We start from the raw sequence: 19,127 nt of genomic DNA on the forward strand, positions 1-19,127 counted from the left end.
TGCTGCGCCATATGGGCTGGACTGAAGCGGCTGACCTAATCGTTAAAGGTATGGAAGGCGCAATCGCGGCTAAGACTGTAACTTACGATTTCGAACGTCAGTTAGAAGGTGCTAAATTACTGAAATGTAGCGAATTCGGTGACGCAATCATTAAACACATGTAATTTATTACGTGGTGTGATTAATAACGGGAGCCTAAAAGCTCCCGTTTATTTTTTTGTTCAATTAAAATTTTCCCTAAAACCCCAAAAAAATCCCTCCCCAAAACGGCTCAAAAAATAGGCTATTTAGATCGCGATAATTTGCCATTCTTTACCTCGGTCATCATTATATTTATCAGTCATTTTCTGTGACTTATGGCCAAGAAGTTTCTGAATATTGATACCTTGTTCTCGATAGAGTCTTTCCGATAAAGAACGTTGTTCATGAAATGAAGGTGCGGATCTTTCTGGCCATGTTAAACCACCATGTTCAAGACGCTTATAGACTCTTATAAACGCTTATAAATGTCTATATGACATACAACTGGGGTTGTTAAGTTAGCTTAAACACTTTAATATGATCGCAGCTATCTTAAGCATATTGCTTAATTACCCGTCAAAATGTCATTAATCTAAACTAACAAGGGGGCTATATGAGAACTGAACATACCAGATCTGTACAAACAATTAGCCATGCAACAGAACTTGTTAATACATTTTTTGATGATAATACTGAAAAGTTTTTCTCTGTTCGTCGCCTTAGTATGAGAAAGGATCCGAATAGACAGTTGTTTATTGTTACTATCGAAAATGATAACAAAAGCGATGAATATGAAATTGTTCCTTTTGCTGAGTTATCATATCGCCAAAAAAAGATTAATATAGTCGTTGACCCTAGCACGCAATATCCAGAACTAAATCAAAGCATAACTGATGTGATTGAAAAAATTAAATCTTCAATTCTTGGTTACATGTCAAATTATCAGAAGTTGTCTGTCCATTAATAAGATAGTGAGAATGGAATGGCTCCAAACTTTACCAGTAGTTACTCAAAGGATCTGAATAGAAAGCCAGAATGTGAAAGAGAAGATGAGATAGAGTCTTTCCATTATCTTACTGTTGAGGGCGATTTACTAAAAATCACGGAATACGCTCTTACTGGCAGCGAGTTTCATTATTACTCTAAAATTGTCGCATTAGGTTGTACTACTGAAGGTTTTTATGCAGACCATGCTGAGTTTTTGAGAAGTCACCGATTTTCTGATGAACATATCATTGGTGAGCTGCTTGAGTTAGGAATGCACGCGGAAGAAGATGATACTTTAATTGGGCGTGTTGCTTATAATGACTTCACTTTTTTTGATGGTTCAGCGATAAAGACAGGCAAGCAAATTAGGGGCGTGGCTATTCTTGATGATTATCAGGCTGGTGGCGTAGCTCGTAATGTTTATAAGTGCTTGTTACTGAAACATGAATATATAGTATGTGATAACTTACAAACTATAGGTGGTGGTTCGTTGTGGGTGTCTGGCATGACCAGTATTGGTGAAGTAAGGATCTATGATACCATCCAAAAAAAATTCATTGATGTGCTATCAAAGGCTGGCTGTGGGTACAACGGTATAATCCCGTGGAGTGCAGAAGGCTTATCTCAAGCGGATATCGCTAAATGGGAGCCTAGGAAGTTATCAATGGACTCATGTCACCATATAGTAAACATTATCAGCAAAGATAGAATTTACAATATTGACTAATGTATTAACAGCTAAACCCACTTCGTTGGGTTTTTTATTGCCTAAGTAGAGGGGCCTCACCCAGAGACCTTATTTCTTCGGGCATGGCCATGCACTAATAAATGAATCCACTACCTGATGACTTGCTTGCTTGTTACGAGCTTCAGGTGAATTCTTTAGGTGTTTGGCCGCAACATCCATAGCTTGGTTCAAAGTAACACTACGTGGTGGGCAGAAAAGAATGCCTGAACCAAGGTCAAATGTTCCCGCAATATAGCCCGAGTACATACCCGATTTAACAACATCGTTAGCATCTAACAGAGTGTCATTCATTAGACGCTCCCTTGCTTGACTATATTCATGCACAGAATTCCCATCCCAAAGGTAATTTTGAGCAAAAAGTGGCATAGGGATTAGTAGGAGAAGTAAAAGTTTTTTCATTAGAAGTCTCAGAGAATAATTAATATTTTAGTGTTTTGGTAGGGCGCAAAATATCATATTTTCTTATACTTTAAAAATGACAAGTCTAGCTGCCTAATTCAGCGGTTTTTATTGCCTGAACTCTGCATCTATCCTAGAATTTACGTACTTAACTTAAATATGGTGATGTATGAAAAAGGGATTGGTGGTATTGCTTTTAGGTCTAGCTTCGTTTAGCTCATTTGTCAGCATTGCGAGTGTTGGCGCTAATGAACGGCCTGAAATTACAGAAGATGATATAGTGCCAGATATGGCGGCAAGTATTAATCGACAGAAAGCACTTCTATGTGGTGCGTTTGAAAAACATTGCAACATACGTACTTGTAAGCGTTTAGTTGATAACATGGTTGCTTTGGCTTATTCCCAAGGCGAAGCTAGCATGGGCTGTAAGTTAAAAGCAGATGACCCGAAGTATAAGGAAATACCAAATATTGAAGAATACTGCGATAAAGCTAAGAGTCTAATTAGCAACCTAAGCCCTAATGATTAACCTGCTTCGGCAGTTTTTTTGTTATGAGCATCGATTAAGGATATATCCAAGACTCGGGTTTATCATAAATACCACATTCATCATCCATTACTTTAGCATGTAGTTTTTTAGCGATTTCTAGCATTTTTATATAGAGGGCAGTATCAGGCCATTTGGTATAAATCCTACCTTCGTACCAGTCAAGCCAAGGTTCTTCGTAGGTGCTATTACCGAACCATAAAGCGTTAAACTCACCGTTAATAGCATTTATTTTTAGCTCTGGGTCTTGTTCAACAAGAGCTAGCCACTCATCGCTACTGATTGGACTGCTTTCACTATCAAACCAGCATTCAGCGCGAGTAATATGAAATTCTACACCCATACAGTCATCCTTATTAAATTAGTGAAAATAAAATATCATTTAAATGCATAATCTGAAAGTGTGCTTTGCTTCAATTCGTACTCCCGCTAAGCTAACATTACTGAAACTAACAGGTGGGATGGATAGATGAAAGGATACGTAGCAGCTAGCTTGCTAATGATGATGTGCTTTGGTTCTAGTGCTGAAAGTAACAAAGATACTGCTCCATTCGGGTTTAAATGGCAAGCATCGGTAGATGAGGTCAAAGAAAGTATTTCTGGCAATTACATCATTGTTAGTGAGGAAGTTAGTTGTCCAATAAGCCAGTTAAGACTAATTAAGGCTGATGAAGAATACACAGGCAGTTGGGTGTATGAATTAGGGTTCTTTACTCCAAGATCAGGCGATAAGTTCATAGGATTGAACGAGGTTAGCTATAGCAAATCATCAAAAGATAAAAAAACTATTGATGAGGATTTTAAAAATGTACGGGCTGAGCTCACAAGGCGCTATAAAGAAAAAGACAACGAGAACAACACATCAGATGAAATGTCATTCACCTATAATAGTCCTTATGTGACTGGTTTACTTGCATACGAGGATGGCTATGCAGGTTGGCAGGTAACCGCGATTGTACTAAACACACCGACTTTAGATAGAAAAGAGTGGGCCGAGGTGTACGATAAAGCAAAATCTGAGTGCTTTAAGCAGTAAGATAAATAGTTAGTGTTAATTTCTGTCTAGCCCGTCCTTGGGCTAATTTCATTGCATTACCCAGCGATCATTGACCCAACTGGCAGGGCTGTCTTCAATATTTACAACCCAATCAGTTGAAGGTAGCAACGAAGTTAACTGTGAAAGTGCGTCAAGCCAATACTCAATTGATTCCATCAGTATACCCCAGCAGTGATACCAGGGATATTATCAATGCAGCAATGCGTGGGTTAAATACTATTTGGCGTGACGGTTACCGGTATTATAAAGCAGGCATCATACTATCTGATTTTACTGATTCAGATGTTACTCAGTTTGATATGTTTTCAACACAAAAGCCATTTCGTAATAGCGATGAGCTAATGAAAACATTAGACTCCATTAATAAGAGCGGGCAGGGTAAAGTGTGGTTTGCTAGTAAGGGCGGCGATAGCGGATACAAAATGAAAAGAGAAATGTTATCGCCTGCTTACACAACAAATTTTGATGAATTGCCAGTGGTTAAAAGCTAAGAAATGGGCTGAGCGTTTTAAATGTATTACTGAATAAATAAAAGAAAGCAGGGAGAAGAGCTGTGAAACACAAACAATATGGACTTTGCTTTTTGGCCTGACACAACTGGGACACAGAGCCAAATTGAATATAATTTTCTGCTCTGCCTTAACAACAGACATAGCTTGTATCCTTTGTAATCCAGTTTATAGGGAGCAGAACAATACATTTGTTCAATGCAAAGAAGAAGCCCCGGTATTTCCAAAAAATACCGGGAGTCTGTTGTTACCTGGCGATGAGCGCAAACACACCCCAGCCAATGTATTCCCGCGTGTAAGTCACGTGACGTTTCGGCGAGACCGTTAGCTCGGCCCTGACTTCTGCGGCGAAGTCGTCGTCAGGGTTAGCTTCCAACCAGCGGCGCATGGTCAGCCATTTCGCGGCCTCATACCGGTCCCAGCCTTCTTGGTCTGCCAGTACCATTTCCACCACGTCATAGCCGAGGCCGTCGAAAGCGCGGATAAGTTCAGGTAACGTCAGGAAATCAGCTATTGCGTTAACGCCACAGGCCTGAGCTATCTCTTCCGCTGCTGGTAGCTGACGCCAGTAGGGTTCGCCGATAAGCATGAATCCGCCCGGCTTCAAGCTCTGAGCCAGCAGCCCGACGGTCCCAGCAAACCCACCAGCAATCCATGTCGCCCCGATGCAGGCGACAACGTCGAATTTCTCCTCTGCAACATACCCAGTGGCGTCGTTATGTATGAACTGAACCCGGCTGCTGACGCCGAGTTCTTCCGCGCGGCGTTTAGCCTGTTCGCTGAACAACTGGCTCATGTCGATACCGACACCGGTAATGGCGTGATCCCGGGCCCAGGTACAAAGCATTTCCCCCGAGCCACTGCCGAGGTCAAGAATGCGAGTATCCGGCTTCATGCGTAGTACACGGCCCAGCGTGGCGTACTTCTCTTCGGTGAACGGGTTGTGGATGCGATGTTCGCTTTCACTTATGGTAAAAATACGTGGGATATCCAATGCTGAATTCCTTTTATTGTGTTGAGTATTAAGAGGAAGTTCCTCTAAGTTTTTTGGCTTTTTCAGCCAGCAGAGCAAATAGCTTCCCTTCAAATGTCTCGCTGACTGGCCAGTCGTGGCTTTCAGGAGGAGGAAGCAGGGTAAATCCGACATTATCGAGCAGGCTGAAGTACTCGTCATTGCGCAAGGCCGTCATCTGGCTGCCGAAACGGGTGGTATGACCGTTTGCTTCAGTTATTCCCTGACGTTTAACTTCTTCGAAAGTATGGACTTCAGTGAGCAGGCGGCCACCAGGCTCCAGCCGTAGTGCTCAGCGCTGATGATGGCGCACGCATCCGCTGTGCTGAACACATTCCGTTCCCCAAACGTCATCATGATGAAATCGAGCGACCTATAAGGGTATTGATATCCATTATGCTCTCCTTAGCGGTTATCAAGCTGTGCACGAACATTATTCAGCCCGGTGGTGTTGATGCGGTACGGCTGACCGTTGACGGACTTGATAAGCTTTTTGGCTTTGAGTTTTTTGAAAGTGGAGAGGGTGCAGTCGGTGAGCAACAGCCCTTCACGGGTGTAGCATTCAACGGCGGTGATGCGACCAGACGCATCGCGGACGTGCGCGATACGACCACCTTTAGCGAGAACGTGTAAGGTACGTTGTTCCTGACGGGATAAATTCATACTGGAAAACCTGTTTAATCATCATGTGCAAAATTCGCAAACACACTGCGGTGTTCGCATTCGATTTCGGCGCATTGATAATCAGTTCGGCCTGAAAAGGTCGATAAACTGATTATCGGATGATTACATTCTCCAGCATCAAAGCCTCGGGTTGAGTTGAAAGGTATTTACAGAGTTAATGCTAACACATAATTTAAATATGGGTATGTACAGTACAATAAAGTGTGATTTACTTCATCAAATTCCTTTTTTAACTTTGGCATGCTCCCCCGTTCATTCACATAGAATGCTGTTAGCAATGTCTGTTCCTCGAACAGAGCAGCACCATGAGTTCTGTTTATGGTTAGTTTAGTGCCAGAAGATGAATCCTAAGTTTTACTCAACTTAATGGCTTAGTTTCAAGTCTAAGAATAAAGAAAATTATGGGAGGAAGGTTAAAAGGCTAGCAGGAGCAAGCCTTCTAACGCGGGAGATATTGTTTAATTTCTCAGATAAACATTTAAAAATACGTTTATATGTATATTAAATATTTTAGATATGATTATTAGATGATCTGCATAAATTGAAGTATTTCCACTTTCATATTCGTTATAATGGCTGTCTGTAATATTTAGACTATCTGCCATTTCATGAGTTGATATTTTTTTATTTACTCTAATGTTTCTTATATATTCACCAAGGTTCTTATTTCTTTGTGTGGTTTTTTTCATTATTATCTTTCTATCTATTATATTGGTGTTAGCGCAGTATTTTATTTAAATTTATTTACAGATAAAGGTATTGATTTCTACGTGGCAATGAATTTGAATATAAACGCAATCCTAAATTAATAATTTCGCCATCACTCTCTAATTCTTTTAATAAAGAAACAAAGAAGGATTCGACACTAATATTTAATTTTATTAAAAATAGTAAAATTAGGCTGAATGATATAGTATTAATACCATTTTCGTAGCGTGAAACCTGCTGTTGGCTGACATGAAGTAATTTGCTTATGTCTTCTCCTGTCAGGTCATTTTCAATGCGTTTTTGTCGTAAATAATTTCCAATTAAGATGTTTACTTTGCTATTTAAAATAGCACGATCCATATTAACCTCTATAGTGAGTAAGAATTTTCTGAGATAAAAATTAGTCAAATAATAATATTAAGTACAATCGTTTATAACGCTTGATGGAATATTTTTCATCGGTATAAACGATTGATACGAAAAAATCAATCGTTTGATTTTATTTTTGTTTAGGCTTAATTTCATGATAAATAACAATTAATTTGATATTTCTTGTTTTTAAAATATTACAAGACAAATGAAGTGGCAATTGCGAATACACGCAATAAGAGTATTTGCGGTTTCATTTTTTATGGTATCTTGAATATTAACTTCAATGATTAAATTATGCTTATTGTTTAGTATTTTATTTATTTTGTATTTACATTCGATTTTTCTTATTTAATTTATACATATAATAATATTATTATTTACAACGCTGTATCATTTTTGAAATAAAATATTATCAATTGAAATATTTTGTTACAATATAACTGGTTTAATAGTGATAAAACAATCTAGAAAATTTTCTTATGTGTTGATTTTATCGTAAATAATAATGTGCTTATATTAAATCTAGCCGCAATTATTTAGAGTATCGGCAGTGATTTTATATACTTGAGGAGATTAACTATGGAGGTTAAATTTTCACTTTATGTTTCATTATGAAACTATTTTTTGAGGGATACAATGGTGGAATTCATACAGCTATACTGTTTTTTAGTGATATATAACGTATAACTATATGCAGATACTGTGTAACCCGAAGTCACGCTTTTTGAAAAAAAAGGTAGTGAACTAGAAGAAATGCAATAGTGAGGATGGCTGATATGGCTGAAGCTCATTAATGAACTGGAGTGATAACATGAACCGAAGTGAATTGGTTGATTATATTCAGCATAATTATGGCGTGGATCCTGAGACCCCTTGGGGGAAGTTCCCTGAGTATATTGTTTTTAGGAGAAGAAATAACGCAAAATGGTTTGCAGTTATTATGCGCATTTCATCAAATAAATTAGATACAAATAAAAATGAAGAGATGGTTAATATCGTCAACCTTAAAGCTCCCCCTGAACTCATTGGCTCATTGCGGTTAAAAGACGATATTTATCCGGCATATCATATGAATAAAGAGCATTGGATTACGATAAAGCTGCCAGGGAGCCTTACCGATAGTGAACTCAAAGAGTTAGTCGAAGATAGTTATAAGTTAACAGCATAACAGTTTATTATATTGCACCCCATCCTTAGGGAAAGTTTCTATACTAGCTAGTTAAGTTTTTTAGCAATGATAAATAATCGAGGAAATGGCATTAAAACATAGCCATTATCTTGTTTTGGGTAAGTTTCTGTTAATAATTCATGATAACGTGCGAGAAATTGCTCTTTTTGCTTTTTATTTAAGTTTTCAAGGTAAGGCCTCAACCCTGTTGCTCTTAACCAATCAATGATTGAATCAATAGATGGCATGACGTGGTAATAAGTTGTTTGCCATATATCAACAGAGCAGGTAGCTGCTGAAAGCAAATCATAATATTCAGTTATTGATAAAAGTGCTGTTCTATATATCGCAGAAATGGATTGCTCATTGGCTACTTTGCGCATTAAAGCATGTGTGGGTTCATTCCAATTATTTGGCATCTGAATGGCTAAAATACCGCCACTTTGTAGTTGGTTAACTAGGTGAGGAAATAATACCTTGTGATCAGGTAACCATTGTAAGGATGCATTGGCAAATATAAGGTCCTGCTTGGTTTCAGGAACCCAGGTTGTGATGTTCGCTTCTGTAAACTGGCAATCAGGAAGATTCTTTCTCGCTTCAACTAACATAGCGGGAGAATTATCAACTCCCATTATTCTTGCTAATGGATACATTTCACGAAGTATCTGAGTTGAATTACCGGGCCCACAACCTAAATCAGTTAAATTACATGCGTTAGAGACATGAATATGACTGAGTAAGTCGTATGATGGACGAGTTCTTTCCCGCTTAAATTGTAGGTACAAGTCTGGGTTCCAATCTTGCATGTGTGAGCCTCATTGTATTATTAGATAATTAAATCATAACCTATGGCTGAGCATATTGTATTTCTGGCTAAATATGAATTATTTGCGTACCCATCAGAACAGCTTGACCACCAACTTCTACCTGAATAATATTTTTTGTTTGCGAGTTAATTGTTACTTGAATTAATGACGGGCATCCCATTGCTCGACCTTGTTCAAACAGAAAATGAGTTTCATTTGGTAAAACATAATTGACCAAATAGCAGCCAAGGGCTCCGCTAGCACTGCCTGTTGCTGATTCTTCATTTATTCCGTAGAGCGGTGCGAAATTTCGACAATGTGCTGTGGTCGAAGAGTTATGGTTTAGCTCAAATACATGAAAACCGATAGCTTTGAATTCACGACTTAGCCTTGCTATTGCCTCATAATTAGGCTGTAGCAAATCTAAATGACCAGTTTTAACTGGAATAATAATGTCGGGTAACCCTGTTGAAACTATCATGATAGGTAAGCCTGTTTCAGCAATAACTTCGTTAGTTATGCCAAGGGCTGTTGCTACTTCATTGATACTGGGCCCATTGCGTAAGGTTGGTAGTGTTTGCTCCATAACGATGTTATTTGGGCTAACAGACACGCTCAGGATACCTGCTTTGGTTTTTTGAGTGTAAAGCCCATCAGGAAGTTGCTTAAGTGAAGCTAAAGTAGAAAACACAGCTAATGTGGCATGACCACAAAAATCAACTTCACCTTCAGCAGTATAGAAATCTACTATAAAATCAGTTTCTTCGCCGTTATAGACAAATGCAGTTTCTGAAAAACCGACCTGCCGCGCAATAGCAATTTTTTGTGAAGTGCTGAGTTTTGGCGGGTTGAGGACAACACCTGCCGGGTTACCACCAGAATTATTTTGTGTGAAAGAATTGACAAGGTATACCAGGATAGCTTGCTCAACTGAATCGGTATTTTTATTTTGCATGGGGATCTTATTGATTGGTTAAAATTTAACAAGAAGTATAGACAATATATTAGCATTAACTCATTGTATAATAGAATAAATATAAAAAATCTATTGAGATAACATGATAGCGATGCAGAACTCAATATTATAAAGAGTTAAGTTGAAGTTGATTGAATATTTGATATAAGTTAGGTGATTTATTTTGATGCAGGTGAAAATAATTGAAATATATGCTGCATAAAATTATGCGGAAGAAATATACAAAACTCTTCAATACCTAGATGAATAGTAAAAAATTTTATTTATATGGCAATAAAACTTATTATTACCTAAGCTAGGTAATAAGTCTCAACCATTAGAGCAATGTTCAAAGCTATGTTTAAGTTGTTTAATAGCATATTTTTCTATGTCTCTTAAACTCATATTCATGGTATCCAATCCTTTGATATCCATTTTAAGTGTATGAGTGGAGTTGTCGTCACCGATCAAAGTTATATGCAAGCCTGTAACTTTTGTATTTTCTTCTAATATATTTACTTGAGTTAGATTAAATCGCATAAAAGTACCTTTTATGTAAATTATAATTATTAATTAATTTACTCTAATTGCATGTTTATTTCCTTTACAAATAGTTAAAAATTGTAACTGTCATTGTTCTTAAAATTATCATAATAAATATATAAATTTCTCACGATTTATTACTTAAGTTTAAGTTATGGAGACGTGATCACCTATAGTATCCATGATAGATGCCTATTCCGTTGAATAATCGTCCGATTTATCCAATAAGATCTAGTGGGTAGCAAAATGAGGAAAATATCACAGGTTATTGAAGGGCGTTGTTTCTAAGGTATGCCATCATTTAGCAAAAAAAGCCCCTGCAAGCAGGGGTATCTAATGGAAATGTATATTTATAGTTATTGTTATAAGGTGCCTGTTGTTTAGATAGGCTATCAGATAATACCAGTGATTAAGGATTAATCCAAATCAGAGTAAGCATAAAATTAAAATAAATGTTTTACAGGGGGGGCTTGCGTTTGAAATTACTAAGCAACTAATTGTTTTTTAATATTAATTTCTTTTTTTAGAACCTAATTCCAAGTGAGTGTAACTACATGATATCTAATGCTTATGATTAACTTATTGAGAATAATACATAAATCAAACTAAAGTTGGCGAGATGAATGTAAGGTTTTGACTGAATACAAAAACATAATAAGAGTAAAAACGAGTATTATTTTATAGATTATCTCACGGACAAATGGGAAATTATTGAAGTATAGTATAGGAACATAATTAAAAAGATAATTAAATCGGTTTTGACTTGAAATATAAAATATTACTCCCATAACAGTTATAAATAATCTTTTTAATGTAAGGGATAAAAGATGACTAATGCACAGTGGGTAATACAAGCATTAAATGCGGTATTGGGTGAGAATATTGGTTCATTGCCTGTGGCTAAACAGTATTTTTCGGATAAATATATTCAAGTTGTTGATGGAAAACAAATTGATTTTAATGAATTTATTGCACATTTGCAGGTATTGAAAGAAGCCACTGAGTCGATTGTTATTACTATTAAATCTATCGCAGAGGGGGATGGATGTGTTCATACTCAACATCTGGCAAAAGCCACTAAAAAAGATGGTTCAGTAAGTGAATTTGAGGTATTTGCTTGTTTTCAAATAGAAGATGGAAAAATTACCCGTTGCGAAGAATTAACAAGAATGGTTAAAGGTAATAATACTGATGAAGATTTAGGCTCAAGAACCTAAATCTTTATTGCTTGTACAATACTGAATACTACTATTGTGGGTAAAACCTATATTAAAACAAGGTTTTACCTTACTTCTATTCTATCTTATATTAACTTGGGTAAATTAACTGTAATCCAGTACCAACTTCTTGTACTGGTGCATATTTTGCCAAATGTATTTTTGCGTGGAGATCTGTACAGTGGCATGGATGTATAAATTTTATATCCTGCTGGCTAAAGTAATCACCTGTTTTTCCCAAAATTTCTTTTGATGCTTGTTGTAAATGAAACCCACCTATGACAGTGACAATATTATTTATGCCAGTTACATGCTTTGCATATTCAGTGATATTGCAAATTCCAGAATGAGAGCAACCCGTTATTACAATTAGGCCTTCAGACGTTTTAATTGCAAGTGCTGAGTCATCAAACACATAGTCATCAACGATATTATGATTGAAGTCGAGTGTAGTACCAATTGGCTCTTTTCCCTCAAAACTATTGAGTCTAGGAATTTGGCCTAAAAAAATTATATTTTCAGAAAGATAGTATGGTTTTGTCGCTTCTATACAATGAAAATAAGAAGCTAAAATGTCTTTAGATGTATTTGTCCCGATGACTTTAGATTGAAATTTTTTGGGAATTAGCGCATCCGGATGGTATATCAGGTGTTTAGTTTCAGGTGCTTCAATGTTACGGCGGTCAAAGTGTTGAATTAGGTGACCTAAGCCCCATGTATGATCATTGTGGCCGTGAGAAAGCACCAGGTCAGTAATATCGGCAAGATCAATATGTAAAATATTCGCATTATCAATAAATATATCTGAATAACCTGTATCGAATAATATTTTTTTATCATCAGCTTCGATATAGTAGCAAACACCGGGTTCACCACAAAAATAGCTATCAATCAGGGTATTATTATCTACAAGAACAGTAATTTTTATTGTCATCATGAGCTCATGTTTAATAGAAGTAATCGTAATCTGTTGTATCAGATAAACAGTAACAAATTACTAAATGGCAATAAAATATAATTATAAAAATTGAGGAAATGAGAGGAGTACGAGAAAATTATAAAAAAGGTCGGAGGCGACTATCGACAGCCAACCTCCTAAATAAATTGCGATATAAGCTTATACATTGCTAGGCAAATTTTTTTACTTCTTCACTTCTTGTTGAATTTCATCATCTGTTTCATGGGGATTGTTTGGCTCTGTATGAAAAATAGACATAATATCTTCTAATAGATCTGATTGAGCTTCTAAAGCTTTTAAGGATGATTGCAACTCACGAGTCATAGCTGCATTTGCTTGAGTGGTGTTATCTAATTCATTGATTGCTAGATGTATTTGACTTACCCCATGGGTTTGTTCATTTGAGGCAAGCGCAACACTTTGGATCATTTCATTGATATTAGATGTGTCTTGTGCAATTGAAACGATATTGTCATTTGCATCCGCTGCTAATTGGAAACAGTGGTTAATCTTATCATTTGAATTATTAATCAATAGCTTGATTTCTTTGGATGCTTGAGTACAACTAATTGATAATTCGCGCACTTCATTTGCGACGACCGCAAACCCTTTGCCATGTTCACCCACTCTGGCAGCTTCTACAGCGGCATTCAATGCTAATAAATTAGTTTGAAAAGCAATATTATCAATGGTTGAAGTGATTTTACTGATTTCTTTTGAAAAATCGACGATATCATCCATGTTTTCTACAACATCAGAAATAAGTTCATTGCTTTTTTCAATGGTTACACTTGTCTCTGACATCAATTGGCACGATTGGTTGGTGTGAGCTGTATTTAATTTAAACGATGAATCGAGTTCTTCGACACTGGCTGCGGTTTCGACAATTGCCGCGGCTTGTTGATCTGCTCGAATAGAGAGGTCGTGATTCATCTGGGTGATATCTCCGAGCTCAACTTTTATATGATGAGTGTTGTCATAGATATTTTTAACGATATCAATCAGCTTACTTTGCATATTAGATACATGCTGTTTAAGTAATTTAATTTCATATAAACCTTTGTTATCAAAGGTATGATATAGAACGCCATGGCTAACTTTCTCAATACCATCAATAACTTGGTTTAGTGGGCGAATAAAGAAAAGCTGTAGAATAAATCGAATAAATAGAGTCACGAGGATAACGATTGAGATAGTAACGATTAAGCCAATCAAACTTTGCTTATACAATTGCTCACTTGCAAGAGCAATATCATGATAATTACTATTTAACTGTTGATGATAATTAACGTAGTTTTTCTCAAATGTATCTTGAAACCCTTGAGTAGGTTGGTTTAAAAAGTCATATGTTTTTCCTTGAACTAAAAATACAGAAAGTTCATTCAATGCAGCATATAACTCTTTATATGATTTTTCTAGTTCAGCAAATTCATCACCGTTTTTATAAATTGAGGTGGATGTGAATGCATCCCAATAGTTTCCTGTTTCTGTTATTTTTTTATGATAAAACTCGATGAGGCTATCTATGTCAGTGTTTGATGTTTTCATCTTATTGATAACCAATAAATGACGAGAGCTAGCGCGATTCAATGTGTTTCGTGCTTGTAATAAAGATTGCCACGTATTATTCAGTTGTGTTTGTTCATTATAAATAGTGTCGAGTTTGGATAATGTCTCTTGATATTGCTTTAAAGAACTAAAGAAAAACCAACAGGTTGAAAGAAGAAGGACGATAAGCAGGCCTGAAATAAACCAGACTAGAGTTGTCGTTTTAAAACCAGAAAAAGAGAATTTAGCTGAACTAAAATTAATTTTTTTTAAATTACCAGACATCATTGATTATTTCCTTTCATACCATCGAGTAGTATGTTTGCACGCATACTAAGTACGACTTCTAAACATAACGTGATTAACCATGAGCAAATCGAAGTTGTCCAATAGCTAAAAAGTTATATGTAGTCACGCGGAAGCATCAGGCGTAGGGACTAAATGAATGTATCGGCACTAACTCTGGATACTTTATATCCAACAATTTGACTTAGCTCATAAAATTGAAAGTAATTAAGGGGTTTTACTGATCGAGAGAGAATGGGAGGAAATAATTGTTGTACATTGCTACTTAGAATACAGTTAATTTACGAATTATTTGTGATAATAATAGTCAACCTTTAAAACTTTGGCTTTGAGTGCGGTATGCTTTCTTTATTCTTTAAATGCCTTTTAGGCGCTTTAGCTGTATTGATTATTGCACTATTTTCGCGTAGTAAAATTTACTATATTGCAGGTTTAGTTCCATTATTTCCTACATTTGCATTAATTGCACATGTTATCGTTGTACAAGAACAAGGCACAGAAGCACTAAGAAAAACGGCATTGTTTGGGCTGTGGTCACTCATCCCTTATGCAATGTATTTATTAACGGTATATTTGCTAGCAACGAAAATGACGGCTTGGGGAAGTTTAAGTATTGCAACTGTTATTTGGATAATAACAGCAGCAATATTGGTTTATATATGGCAACTCACTCAATAAATAACATAGGGAGAAATAATTAACTGTAAATAATGATAAAACTAAACTATCACGATAAGCTGATAGCTTAAGCCTTATGGGTTATAGTCGCAAAAATCTAAGTATTAACTATAATGATAAGCAGTGTTTTCCATTGAGTTGTACAGTTAAAATGTTATTAAGAACCTTGGTATTATTATTAGTTGCTGGTTGCGCGTATATTGCAGGAATTATGACTGAAATTAAACTTGATCCTGAGTTAGATACTGAAGGTCGAGTGAAAAGTTCTGTCGAAGATTTTCTTGCTTACCCCTCAGCTGCAAATTATAAAAATGTTCAATACTATGTATTGACCAAAAGTGAAGAGGGGGATGAAACTGGCTATTATTGTGGCGAAGTCTTTGGTTTTGAAAATGAATTACCCCATGGCTATAAAAGGTTTATCGTTAGACTCCATAAAAATAGAGCTGGCAAGGTAATGATATCCATTCCTTTTGTAGAAAAAACAGATGATATTATTCCCGCAGAGCAATTTGAATCTGTGTGGGACAGGTATTGTAAAAGAAGCTAATTTAATATAGCTCGTTGAGTGACAAACAAAACGAGCACCAATAATATTAATTTGTTTTAACTGCCATCGTTGCTAGGAATGTGGGCAGATAATTATCAACGACAAATCGTGGATTAGGTTGCCAGTCTTCTTTAAAGCCAGTGATATAAAAGCCTACCTTTATTTGCCCCCCAATAAGATCTGTTAATGAGTGACCGAACACAAAAGCTTCTCGCCTTGCTTGCTTTTGCGCTATTTGCTCTATTGATAGGGTAGATAGCTCGGAGTACGGCATAGTATGACTTGGTTTTATTAAACCTTGCTCATCATATCGCTTATCACGTTCTCCAATGAAAACAACTGGATTAAAAAAACTGGATAACAGTCGTCCATTTGGTTTTAAAACACGGTAGCATTCTTGCCAGACTGGGTTAACATCTGGAATATACAGGTTAGAAATAGGGTGAAATATAATATCAAATGATTCATTCGCAAACATGTGTAATGAGCGCATATCACCTTGAACAATCTCTAATATTAAATTATCCCTTTCTGCCACCATTTTGTCTTGCTCAAGCTGTTTTTGAGAAAAGTCAAAAACAGTCACATTCGCCCCTGCGGCCGCGAGTACTGGAGCTTGCTGTCCCCCAGCAGAGGCTAAGCAGAGAATTTTTTTATCTTTTACATCACCTAACCAAGCGTCATCAACAGGAGTTGGAGTTAGATGAACCTGCCACTTTCCTTTTTTAGCTTCATTGATAGTTTTGGAATCAACGGGGGTTGACCAAGCAAGTTGCGATTCTGCTTGTTTATCCCATGCTTTTTGGTTGGCACTCATAAAATCTGTCATAAAAAGACCCTCTGCATACAATAATTTGTCACAGTGTAGCAAAAAATGAGCAAATTGAAATAAAAATGTACCAATTAGTACACAATTAATTTCCTACCATTAAATGATATGAGGTGCCATTAAATTCAAAATTAGTGACATTACTCATTCCTATCTTCTTATGTGCAAAAAGGGACCTAAGATTATCTGCATTGATAAATGCAATAGGCTTTCCTTGGTTATACGAACAAACGCTATCAAAAAGGCTCTTTAGAATATTTTTTCCTCTATAATTTCTATCAATACAAACAGGGCCATAGAACCAATTATTCTGTATAATTTCCGTATGCTGTTTAATGATCAAATGTGCTATAGCGGGTAGGGATGAAGAATGAGGATCAAAGCTAAATACGACTGCGATAATTTTATTTCCATCTCTGGCTATAACAGTAGTTAGACTCCCTGAAAACATAGCCTTGACTTTAGCTTGAGGATATTCACCGAGTAACCCACCTTGTTGGGATTCAGAATTAGATTGCAATAATTGAGCCACAGCAGGACAATCTGATTGTGTCATTAATTCATATTTAATATTCATTATTCCCTCGTAATGATTGCTAAATACGTTTAAATTTATGATATGAAGAGTAGCGGGATTTGTGGGAGCACATTGTAATGTGTTACTTCTAACCCCATAATATCGGTTATTTATTCTTTGTCTATTGAATCAGTATGTTAACTAAACTTTATCCAGTATTTTTACTTGTTATTTCAAATGTATTTATGATGTTTGCTTGGTATGGGCATTTAAAATTTACAACAAAGCCACTGTATGTTGTTATTTTCTTTAGCTGGTTAATTGCATTGGTTGAATACTGTTTTGCGGTGCCAGCTAATCGGTTAGGGCATCAGTACTACAGTGCAGCTGAATTAAAAACAATGCAAGAGGTGATAACACTCTGTGTTTTTGTTCTTTTTTCAGTGTTGTATTTAGGTGAAAGTTTTACCATTAATCATTTAATAGGTTTTATTCTCATTTTTGCGGGGGCCTTTTTTATATTTAAGGGGCCATTTTAACAAAAAGAGCAGTTTGAGCTGCTCTTTTTGGATTTGACTTAATTTATACCCATCCTTTTTCATGGAATTGTTTCAGTATTACAACAAATTGCTGCATTTCCTCGGGGGTTCCTAGCGTTAATCTATTCCAGCCAACCGCTGGTGGAAATTCACGACCTACCATGACATGAGCATCAGCCATACGTTGTTGATAGGTTTTTACGTCCCCTTTAACTTTATGGAAAATAAAATTAGCCTGTGATGGAGCATATTCCAGCCCGATTTCGTTTAATGCTTTTTCTACGATTTTTCTCGATATATCGTTGGATTTTAGGCTGTATTGAATAAATGATTTATCCTTTAGTGATGCAATCGCAGCAACCGCACCTGCTGTATTAGTATTATCAATAGATAAAAACGTATCTACAGCAGTAATAATTTCGGGAGTTGCGACCCCATAGCCGACTCTTAAGCCTGCTAAGGCAAAAATTTTAGAGAAGGTACGTGTGACAATCAGGTTGTTTTGACCTTTTTTGACTAATTCAATAGCACTTGTAAAGTTCGGGTCTTCAACAAATTCAGCGTAAGCTTCATCAACGATAAAAAATGTGTTGTCAGAGTCTTTACTCAGCCACTTATCAAGCTGGCTATAAGGCGTGATCATTGCCGTCGGATTATTTGGGTTACAAATATAGACCATTGATAAACCATCAAAGTCATTAGCGGCTTGTTCCATTTTTGCTAAGTCAAATGATAAATCGGTTTTTAAAGGAATTTTCGTTATCGTCACCCCTAATGGTAGGGAGTATAGCTCTGCATAATTGAATGTTGGGTCAGGTGTGACGAGCTGAATATTGATACCGCGTTTCTTCGCTTTATTTGCCAACATCGCGACAGTGGCTTGAATGGTTTCAGATGAACCATTGCCTATACTAATGTTCTTGTCGGATAAACTGTAGAGCTCACCAATATTCTGCTGTAATTCAGCACGAGCATCATCAGGGTAGCGGAATGCATTAGGTAATGCCTTAATGATAGCTTCTTTGGCCTTTTCGGACATCCCTAATGAGTTTTCATTGAAATTCAATAGTAATGGGTGTTTTTCACTCGGTAAGACAATGTTACTATTTTGTGCAACCGCATGATTAAACAATGAATTAAGCGCAAGCCCACCAGCCACTAATGAGCTGGATTTAAGAAATGAACGACGATCCATAGTTATTCCCTGAAATTATTATTTTTGAATGTATTAGATTACTCATAATTATCTCAAAGTAAATAATTATATAGATAAAATGACTTTTTATTCACTTGGTTGTTTGGGTTAACTATTTCAAATCATTGCCTAGGAAATTCAATATTATCTATTTAATTGATATTAAAAGATAAAATTTTTTAGCTCGGGAGTTACTAGAATAATAAGTAATTGTGCTATGAATTAAATTCGTTATATAATAATTTATATGATGATTATTTGGCTATAATAGGAA

26 protein-coding genes and 2 pseudogenes are annotated in these 19,127 nt (G+C 36.3%); 11 read left to right on the forward strand and 17 right to left on the reverse strand.

Annotated elements, in window-relative coordinates; genetic code table 11:
• Window positions 1-164 (forward strand): annotated as a pseudogene (locus PSF31_RS16200) (isocitrate/isopropylmalate family dehydrogenase); the annotation flags it as partial.
• A 123-nt stretch (window positions 165-287) separates the two neighbouring features.
• Here PSF31_RS16200 and PSF31_RS16205 read toward each other — a convergent pair.
• Window positions 288-440: pseudogene (locus tag PSF31_RS16205) on the reverse strand (integrase); the annotation flags it as partial.
• A 194-nt stretch (window positions 441-634) separates the two neighbouring features.
• On the opposite strand from PSF31_RS16205, the gene PSF31_RS16210 reads away from it, so the two are divergent.
• Together PSF31_RS16210 and PSF31_RS16215 are read left to right on the forward strand one after the other, a co-directional pair.
• Window positions 635-985 (forward strand): hypothetical protein, encoded by a 351-nt coding sequence (locus PSF31_RS16210; protein ID WP_004253374.1) that lies wholly within the window; start codon window positions 635-637, stop codon window positions 983-985.
• Between the two features lie 18 nt (window positions 986-1,003).
• Entirely contained in the window at window positions 1,004-1,735 is a 732-nt protein-coding gene (locus PSF31_RS16215) for a hypothetical protein (protein ID WP_094960453.1), read from the forward strand.
• A 69-nt stretch (window positions 1,736-1,804) separates the two neighbouring features.
• On the opposite strand, the gene PSF31_RS16220 is transcribed toward PSF31_RS16215, so the two are convergent.
• The gene (locus PSF31_RS16220; RefSeq protein ID WP_036957627.1) at window positions 1,805-2,047 is read right to left on the reverse strand and encodes a Rap1a/Tai family immunity protein; all 243 of its coding nucleotides are present in this window, start codon (window positions 2,045-2,047) and stop codon (window positions 1,805-1,807) included.
• A gap of 277 nt (window positions 2,048-2,324) precedes the next feature.
• On the opposite strand from PSF31_RS16220, the gene PSF31_RS16225 reads away from it, so the two are divergent.
• On the forward strand, window positions 2,325-2,684 hold the full coding sequence (locus PSF31_RS16225) for a hypothetical protein (protein ID WP_096863874.1): 360 nt from the start codon (window positions 2,325-2,327) through the stop codon (window positions 2,682-2,684).
• A gap of 34 nt (window positions 2,685-2,718) precedes the next feature.
• Here PSF31_RS16225 and PSF31_RS16230 read toward each other — a convergent pair whose 3' ends face one another.
• Complete coding sequence (locus PSF31_RS16230) at window positions 2,719-3,045, reverse strand: hypothetical protein (RefSeq protein ID WP_096863875.1); 327 nt, start codon at window positions 3,043-3,045, stop codon at window positions 2,719-2,721.
• Window positions 3,046-3,171: 126 nt separating this feature from the next.
• Between PSF31_RS16230 and PSF31_RS16235 the strand changes: the two genes are divergently transcribed.
• Entirely contained in the window at window positions 3,172-3,738 is a 567-nt protein-coding gene (locus PSF31_RS16235; protein ID WP_096863876.1) for a hypothetical protein, read from the forward strand.
• A gap of 48 nt (window positions 3,739-3,786) precedes the next feature.
• Here the strand turns inward: PSF31_RS16235 and PSF31_RS16240 are convergent, their stop codons facing one another.
• Window positions 3,787-3,915, reverse strand: a complete 129-nt coding sequence (locus PSF31_RS16240) for a hypothetical protein (protein WP_257474425.1) — start codon at window positions 3,913-3,915, stop codon at window positions 3,787-3,789.
• On the opposite strand from PSF31_RS16240, the gene PSF31_RS16245 reads away from it, so the two are divergent.
• Window positions 3,885-4,250, forward strand: coding sequence for a DUF4113 domain-containing protein (locus PSF31_RS16245; RefSeq protein WP_336298888.1), 366 nt, complete (start codon window positions 3,885-3,887; stop codon window positions 4,248-4,250). The two genes, PSF31_RS16240 and PSF31_RS16245, sit on opposite strands and share 31 nt — an antisense overlap.
• A gap of 265 nt (window positions 4,251-4,515) precedes the next feature.
• Here PSF31_RS16245 and PSF31_RS16250 read toward each other — a convergent pair whose 3' ends face one another.
• The 5 genes from PSF31_RS16250 to PSF31_RS16270 form a co-directional block, all read right to left on the reverse strand.
• Window positions 4,516-5,262: an SAM-dependent methyltransferase gene (locus PSF31_RS16250; protein ID WP_096863877.1), complete on the reverse strand. Its 747-nt coding sequence runs from the start codon at window positions 5,260-5,262 to the stop codon at window positions 4,516-4,518.
• Window positions 5,263-5,290: 28 nt separating this feature from the next.
• Window positions 5,291-5,458, reverse strand: coding sequence for a hypothetical protein (locus PSF31_RS16255; protein WP_176489290.1), 168 nt, complete (start codon window positions 5,456-5,458; stop codon window positions 5,291-5,293).
• Window positions 5,459-5,685: 227 nt separating this feature from the next.
• The gene (locus PSF31_RS16260; protein ID WP_071585852.1) at window positions 5,686-5,943 is read right to left on the reverse strand and encodes a YjhX family toxin; all 258 of its coding nucleotides are present in this window, start codon (window positions 5,941-5,943) and stop codon (window positions 5,686-5,688) included.
• A 479-nt stretch (window positions 5,944-6,422) separates the two neighbouring features.
• A complete protein-coding gene (locus PSF31_RS16265; RefSeq protein ID WP_096863878.1) occupies window positions 6,423-6,653 on the reverse strand; it encodes a helix-turn-helix domain-containing protein in 231 nt (76 codons plus the stop codon).
• Window positions 6,654-6,708: 55 nt separating this feature from the next.
• Entirely contained in the window at window positions 6,709-7,032 is a 324-nt protein-coding gene (locus PSF31_RS16270) for a helix-turn-helix domain-containing protein (protein ID WP_004253408.1), read from the reverse strand.
• A gap of 805 nt (window positions 7,033-7,837) precedes the next feature.
• Here PSF31_RS16270 and PSF31_RS16275 point away from each other — a divergent pair.
• Window positions 7,838-8,212: an MmcQ/YjbR family DNA-binding protein gene (locus PSF31_RS16275; RefSeq protein WP_004253412.1), complete on the forward strand. Its 375-nt coding sequence runs from the start codon at window positions 7,838-7,840 to the stop codon at window positions 8,210-8,212.
• A 47-nt stretch (window positions 8,213-8,259) separates the two neighbouring features.
• Here the strand turns inward: PSF31_RS16275 and tam are convergent, their stop codons facing one another.
• The 3 genes from tam to PSF31_RS16290 form a co-directional block, all read right to left on the reverse strand.
• Window positions 8,260-9,018, reverse strand: coding sequence for a trans-aconitate 2-methyltransferase (gene tam / locus PSF31_RS16280; RefSeq protein WP_004253415.1), 759 nt, complete (start codon window positions 9,016-9,018; stop codon window positions 8,260-8,262).
• A gap of 67 nt (window positions 9,019-9,085) precedes the next feature.
• Window positions 9,086-9,973, reverse strand: coding sequence for a PhzF family phenazine biosynthesis protein (locus PSF31_RS16285; protein WP_096863879.1), 888 nt, complete (start codon window positions 9,971-9,973; stop codon window positions 9,086-9,088).
• A gap of 330 nt (window positions 9,974-10,303) precedes the next feature.
• The gene (locus tag PSF31_RS16290; protein ID WP_094960461.1) at window positions 10,304-10,513 is read right to left on the reverse strand and encodes a hypothetical protein; all 210 of its coding nucleotides are present in this window, start codon (window positions 10,511-10,513) and stop codon (window positions 10,304-10,306) included.
• Window positions 10,514-11,343: 830 nt separating this feature from the next.
• Here PSF31_RS16290 and PSF31_RS16295 point away from each other — a divergent pair.
• Window positions 11,344-11,733 carry a nuclear transport factor 2 family protein gene (locus tag PSF31_RS16295; RefSeq protein WP_096863880.1) on the forward strand — a complete coding sequence of 130 codons (390 nt, stop codon included), beginning with the start codon at window positions 11,344-11,346 and terminating at the stop codon, window positions 11,731-11,733.
• 91 nt (window positions 11,734-11,824) lie between these two features.
• Here the strand turns inward: PSF31_RS16295 and PSF31_RS16300 are convergent, their stop codons facing one another.
• Complete coding sequence (locus tag PSF31_RS16300) at window positions 11,825-12,667, reverse strand: MBL fold metallo-hydrolase (RefSeq protein WP_096863881.1); 843 nt, start codon at window positions 12,665-12,667, stop codon at window positions 11,825-11,827.
• A 207-nt stretch (window positions 12,668-12,874) separates the two neighbouring features.
• Complete coding sequence (locus tag PSF31_RS16305; protein WP_164561041.1) at window positions 12,875-14,527, reverse strand: methyl-accepting chemotaxis protein; 1,653 nt, start codon at window positions 14,525-14,527, stop codon at window positions 12,875-12,877.
• Between the two features lie 357 nt (window positions 14,528-14,884).
• Between PSF31_RS16305 and PSF31_RS16310 the strand changes: the two genes are divergently transcribed.
• Together PSF31_RS16310 and PSF31_RS16315 are read left to right on the forward strand one after the other, a co-directional pair.
• Window positions 14,885-15,223: a GlpM family protein gene (locus PSF31_RS16310; RefSeq protein ID WP_004253427.1), complete on the forward strand. Its 339-nt coding sequence runs from the start codon at window positions 14,885-14,887 to the stop codon at window positions 15,221-15,223.
• Window positions 15,224-15,434: 211 nt separating this feature from the next.
• On the forward strand, window positions 15,435-15,773 hold the full coding sequence (locus PSF31_RS16315; RefSeq protein ID WP_226616956.1) for a hypothetical protein: 339 nt from the start codon (window positions 15,435-15,437) through the stop codon (window positions 15,771-15,773).
• A gap of 46 nt (window positions 15,774-15,819) precedes the next feature.
• Here PSF31_RS16315 and PSF31_RS16320 read toward each other — a convergent pair whose 3' ends face one another.
• Window positions 15,820-16,602, reverse strand: coding sequence for a class I SAM-dependent methyltransferase (locus tag PSF31_RS16320; RefSeq protein ID WP_096863883.1), 783 nt, complete (start codon window positions 16,600-16,602; stop codon window positions 15,820-15,822).
• 85 nt (window positions 16,603-16,687) lie between these two features.
• Window positions 16,688-17,179 (reverse strand): N-acetyltransferase, encoded by a 492-nt coding sequence (locus PSF31_RS16325; RefSeq protein ID WP_096863884.1) that lies wholly within the window; start codon window positions 17,177-17,179, stop codon window positions 16,688-16,690.
• Window positions 17,180-17,313: 134 nt separating this feature from the next.
• Here PSF31_RS16325 and PSF31_RS16330 point away from each other — a divergent pair, with 134 nt between their 5' ends.
• Window positions 17,314-17,658, forward strand: a complete 345-nt coding sequence (locus tag PSF31_RS16330) for a DMT family protein (RefSeq protein WP_004253438.1) — start codon at window positions 17,314-17,316, stop codon at window positions 17,656-17,658.
• 43 nt (window positions 17,659-17,701) lie between these two features.
• Here the strand turns inward: PSF31_RS16330 and PSF31_RS16335 are convergent, their stop codons facing one another.
• Window positions 17,702-18,853, reverse strand: coding sequence for a pyridoxal phosphate-dependent aminotransferase (locus PSF31_RS16335; protein WP_096863885.1), 1,152 nt, complete (start codon window positions 18,851-18,853; stop codon window positions 17,702-17,704).
• Window positions 18,854-19,127: the final 274 nt, after the last annotated feature.

Origin of the sequence: Providencia sp. PROV156, assembly GCF_028480905.1 — a bacterium.
In the GTDB taxonomy this organism is placed as follows: Bacteria; Pseudomonadota; Gammaproteobacteria; order Enterobacterales; family Enterobacteriaceae; genus Providencia; species Providencia hangzhouensis.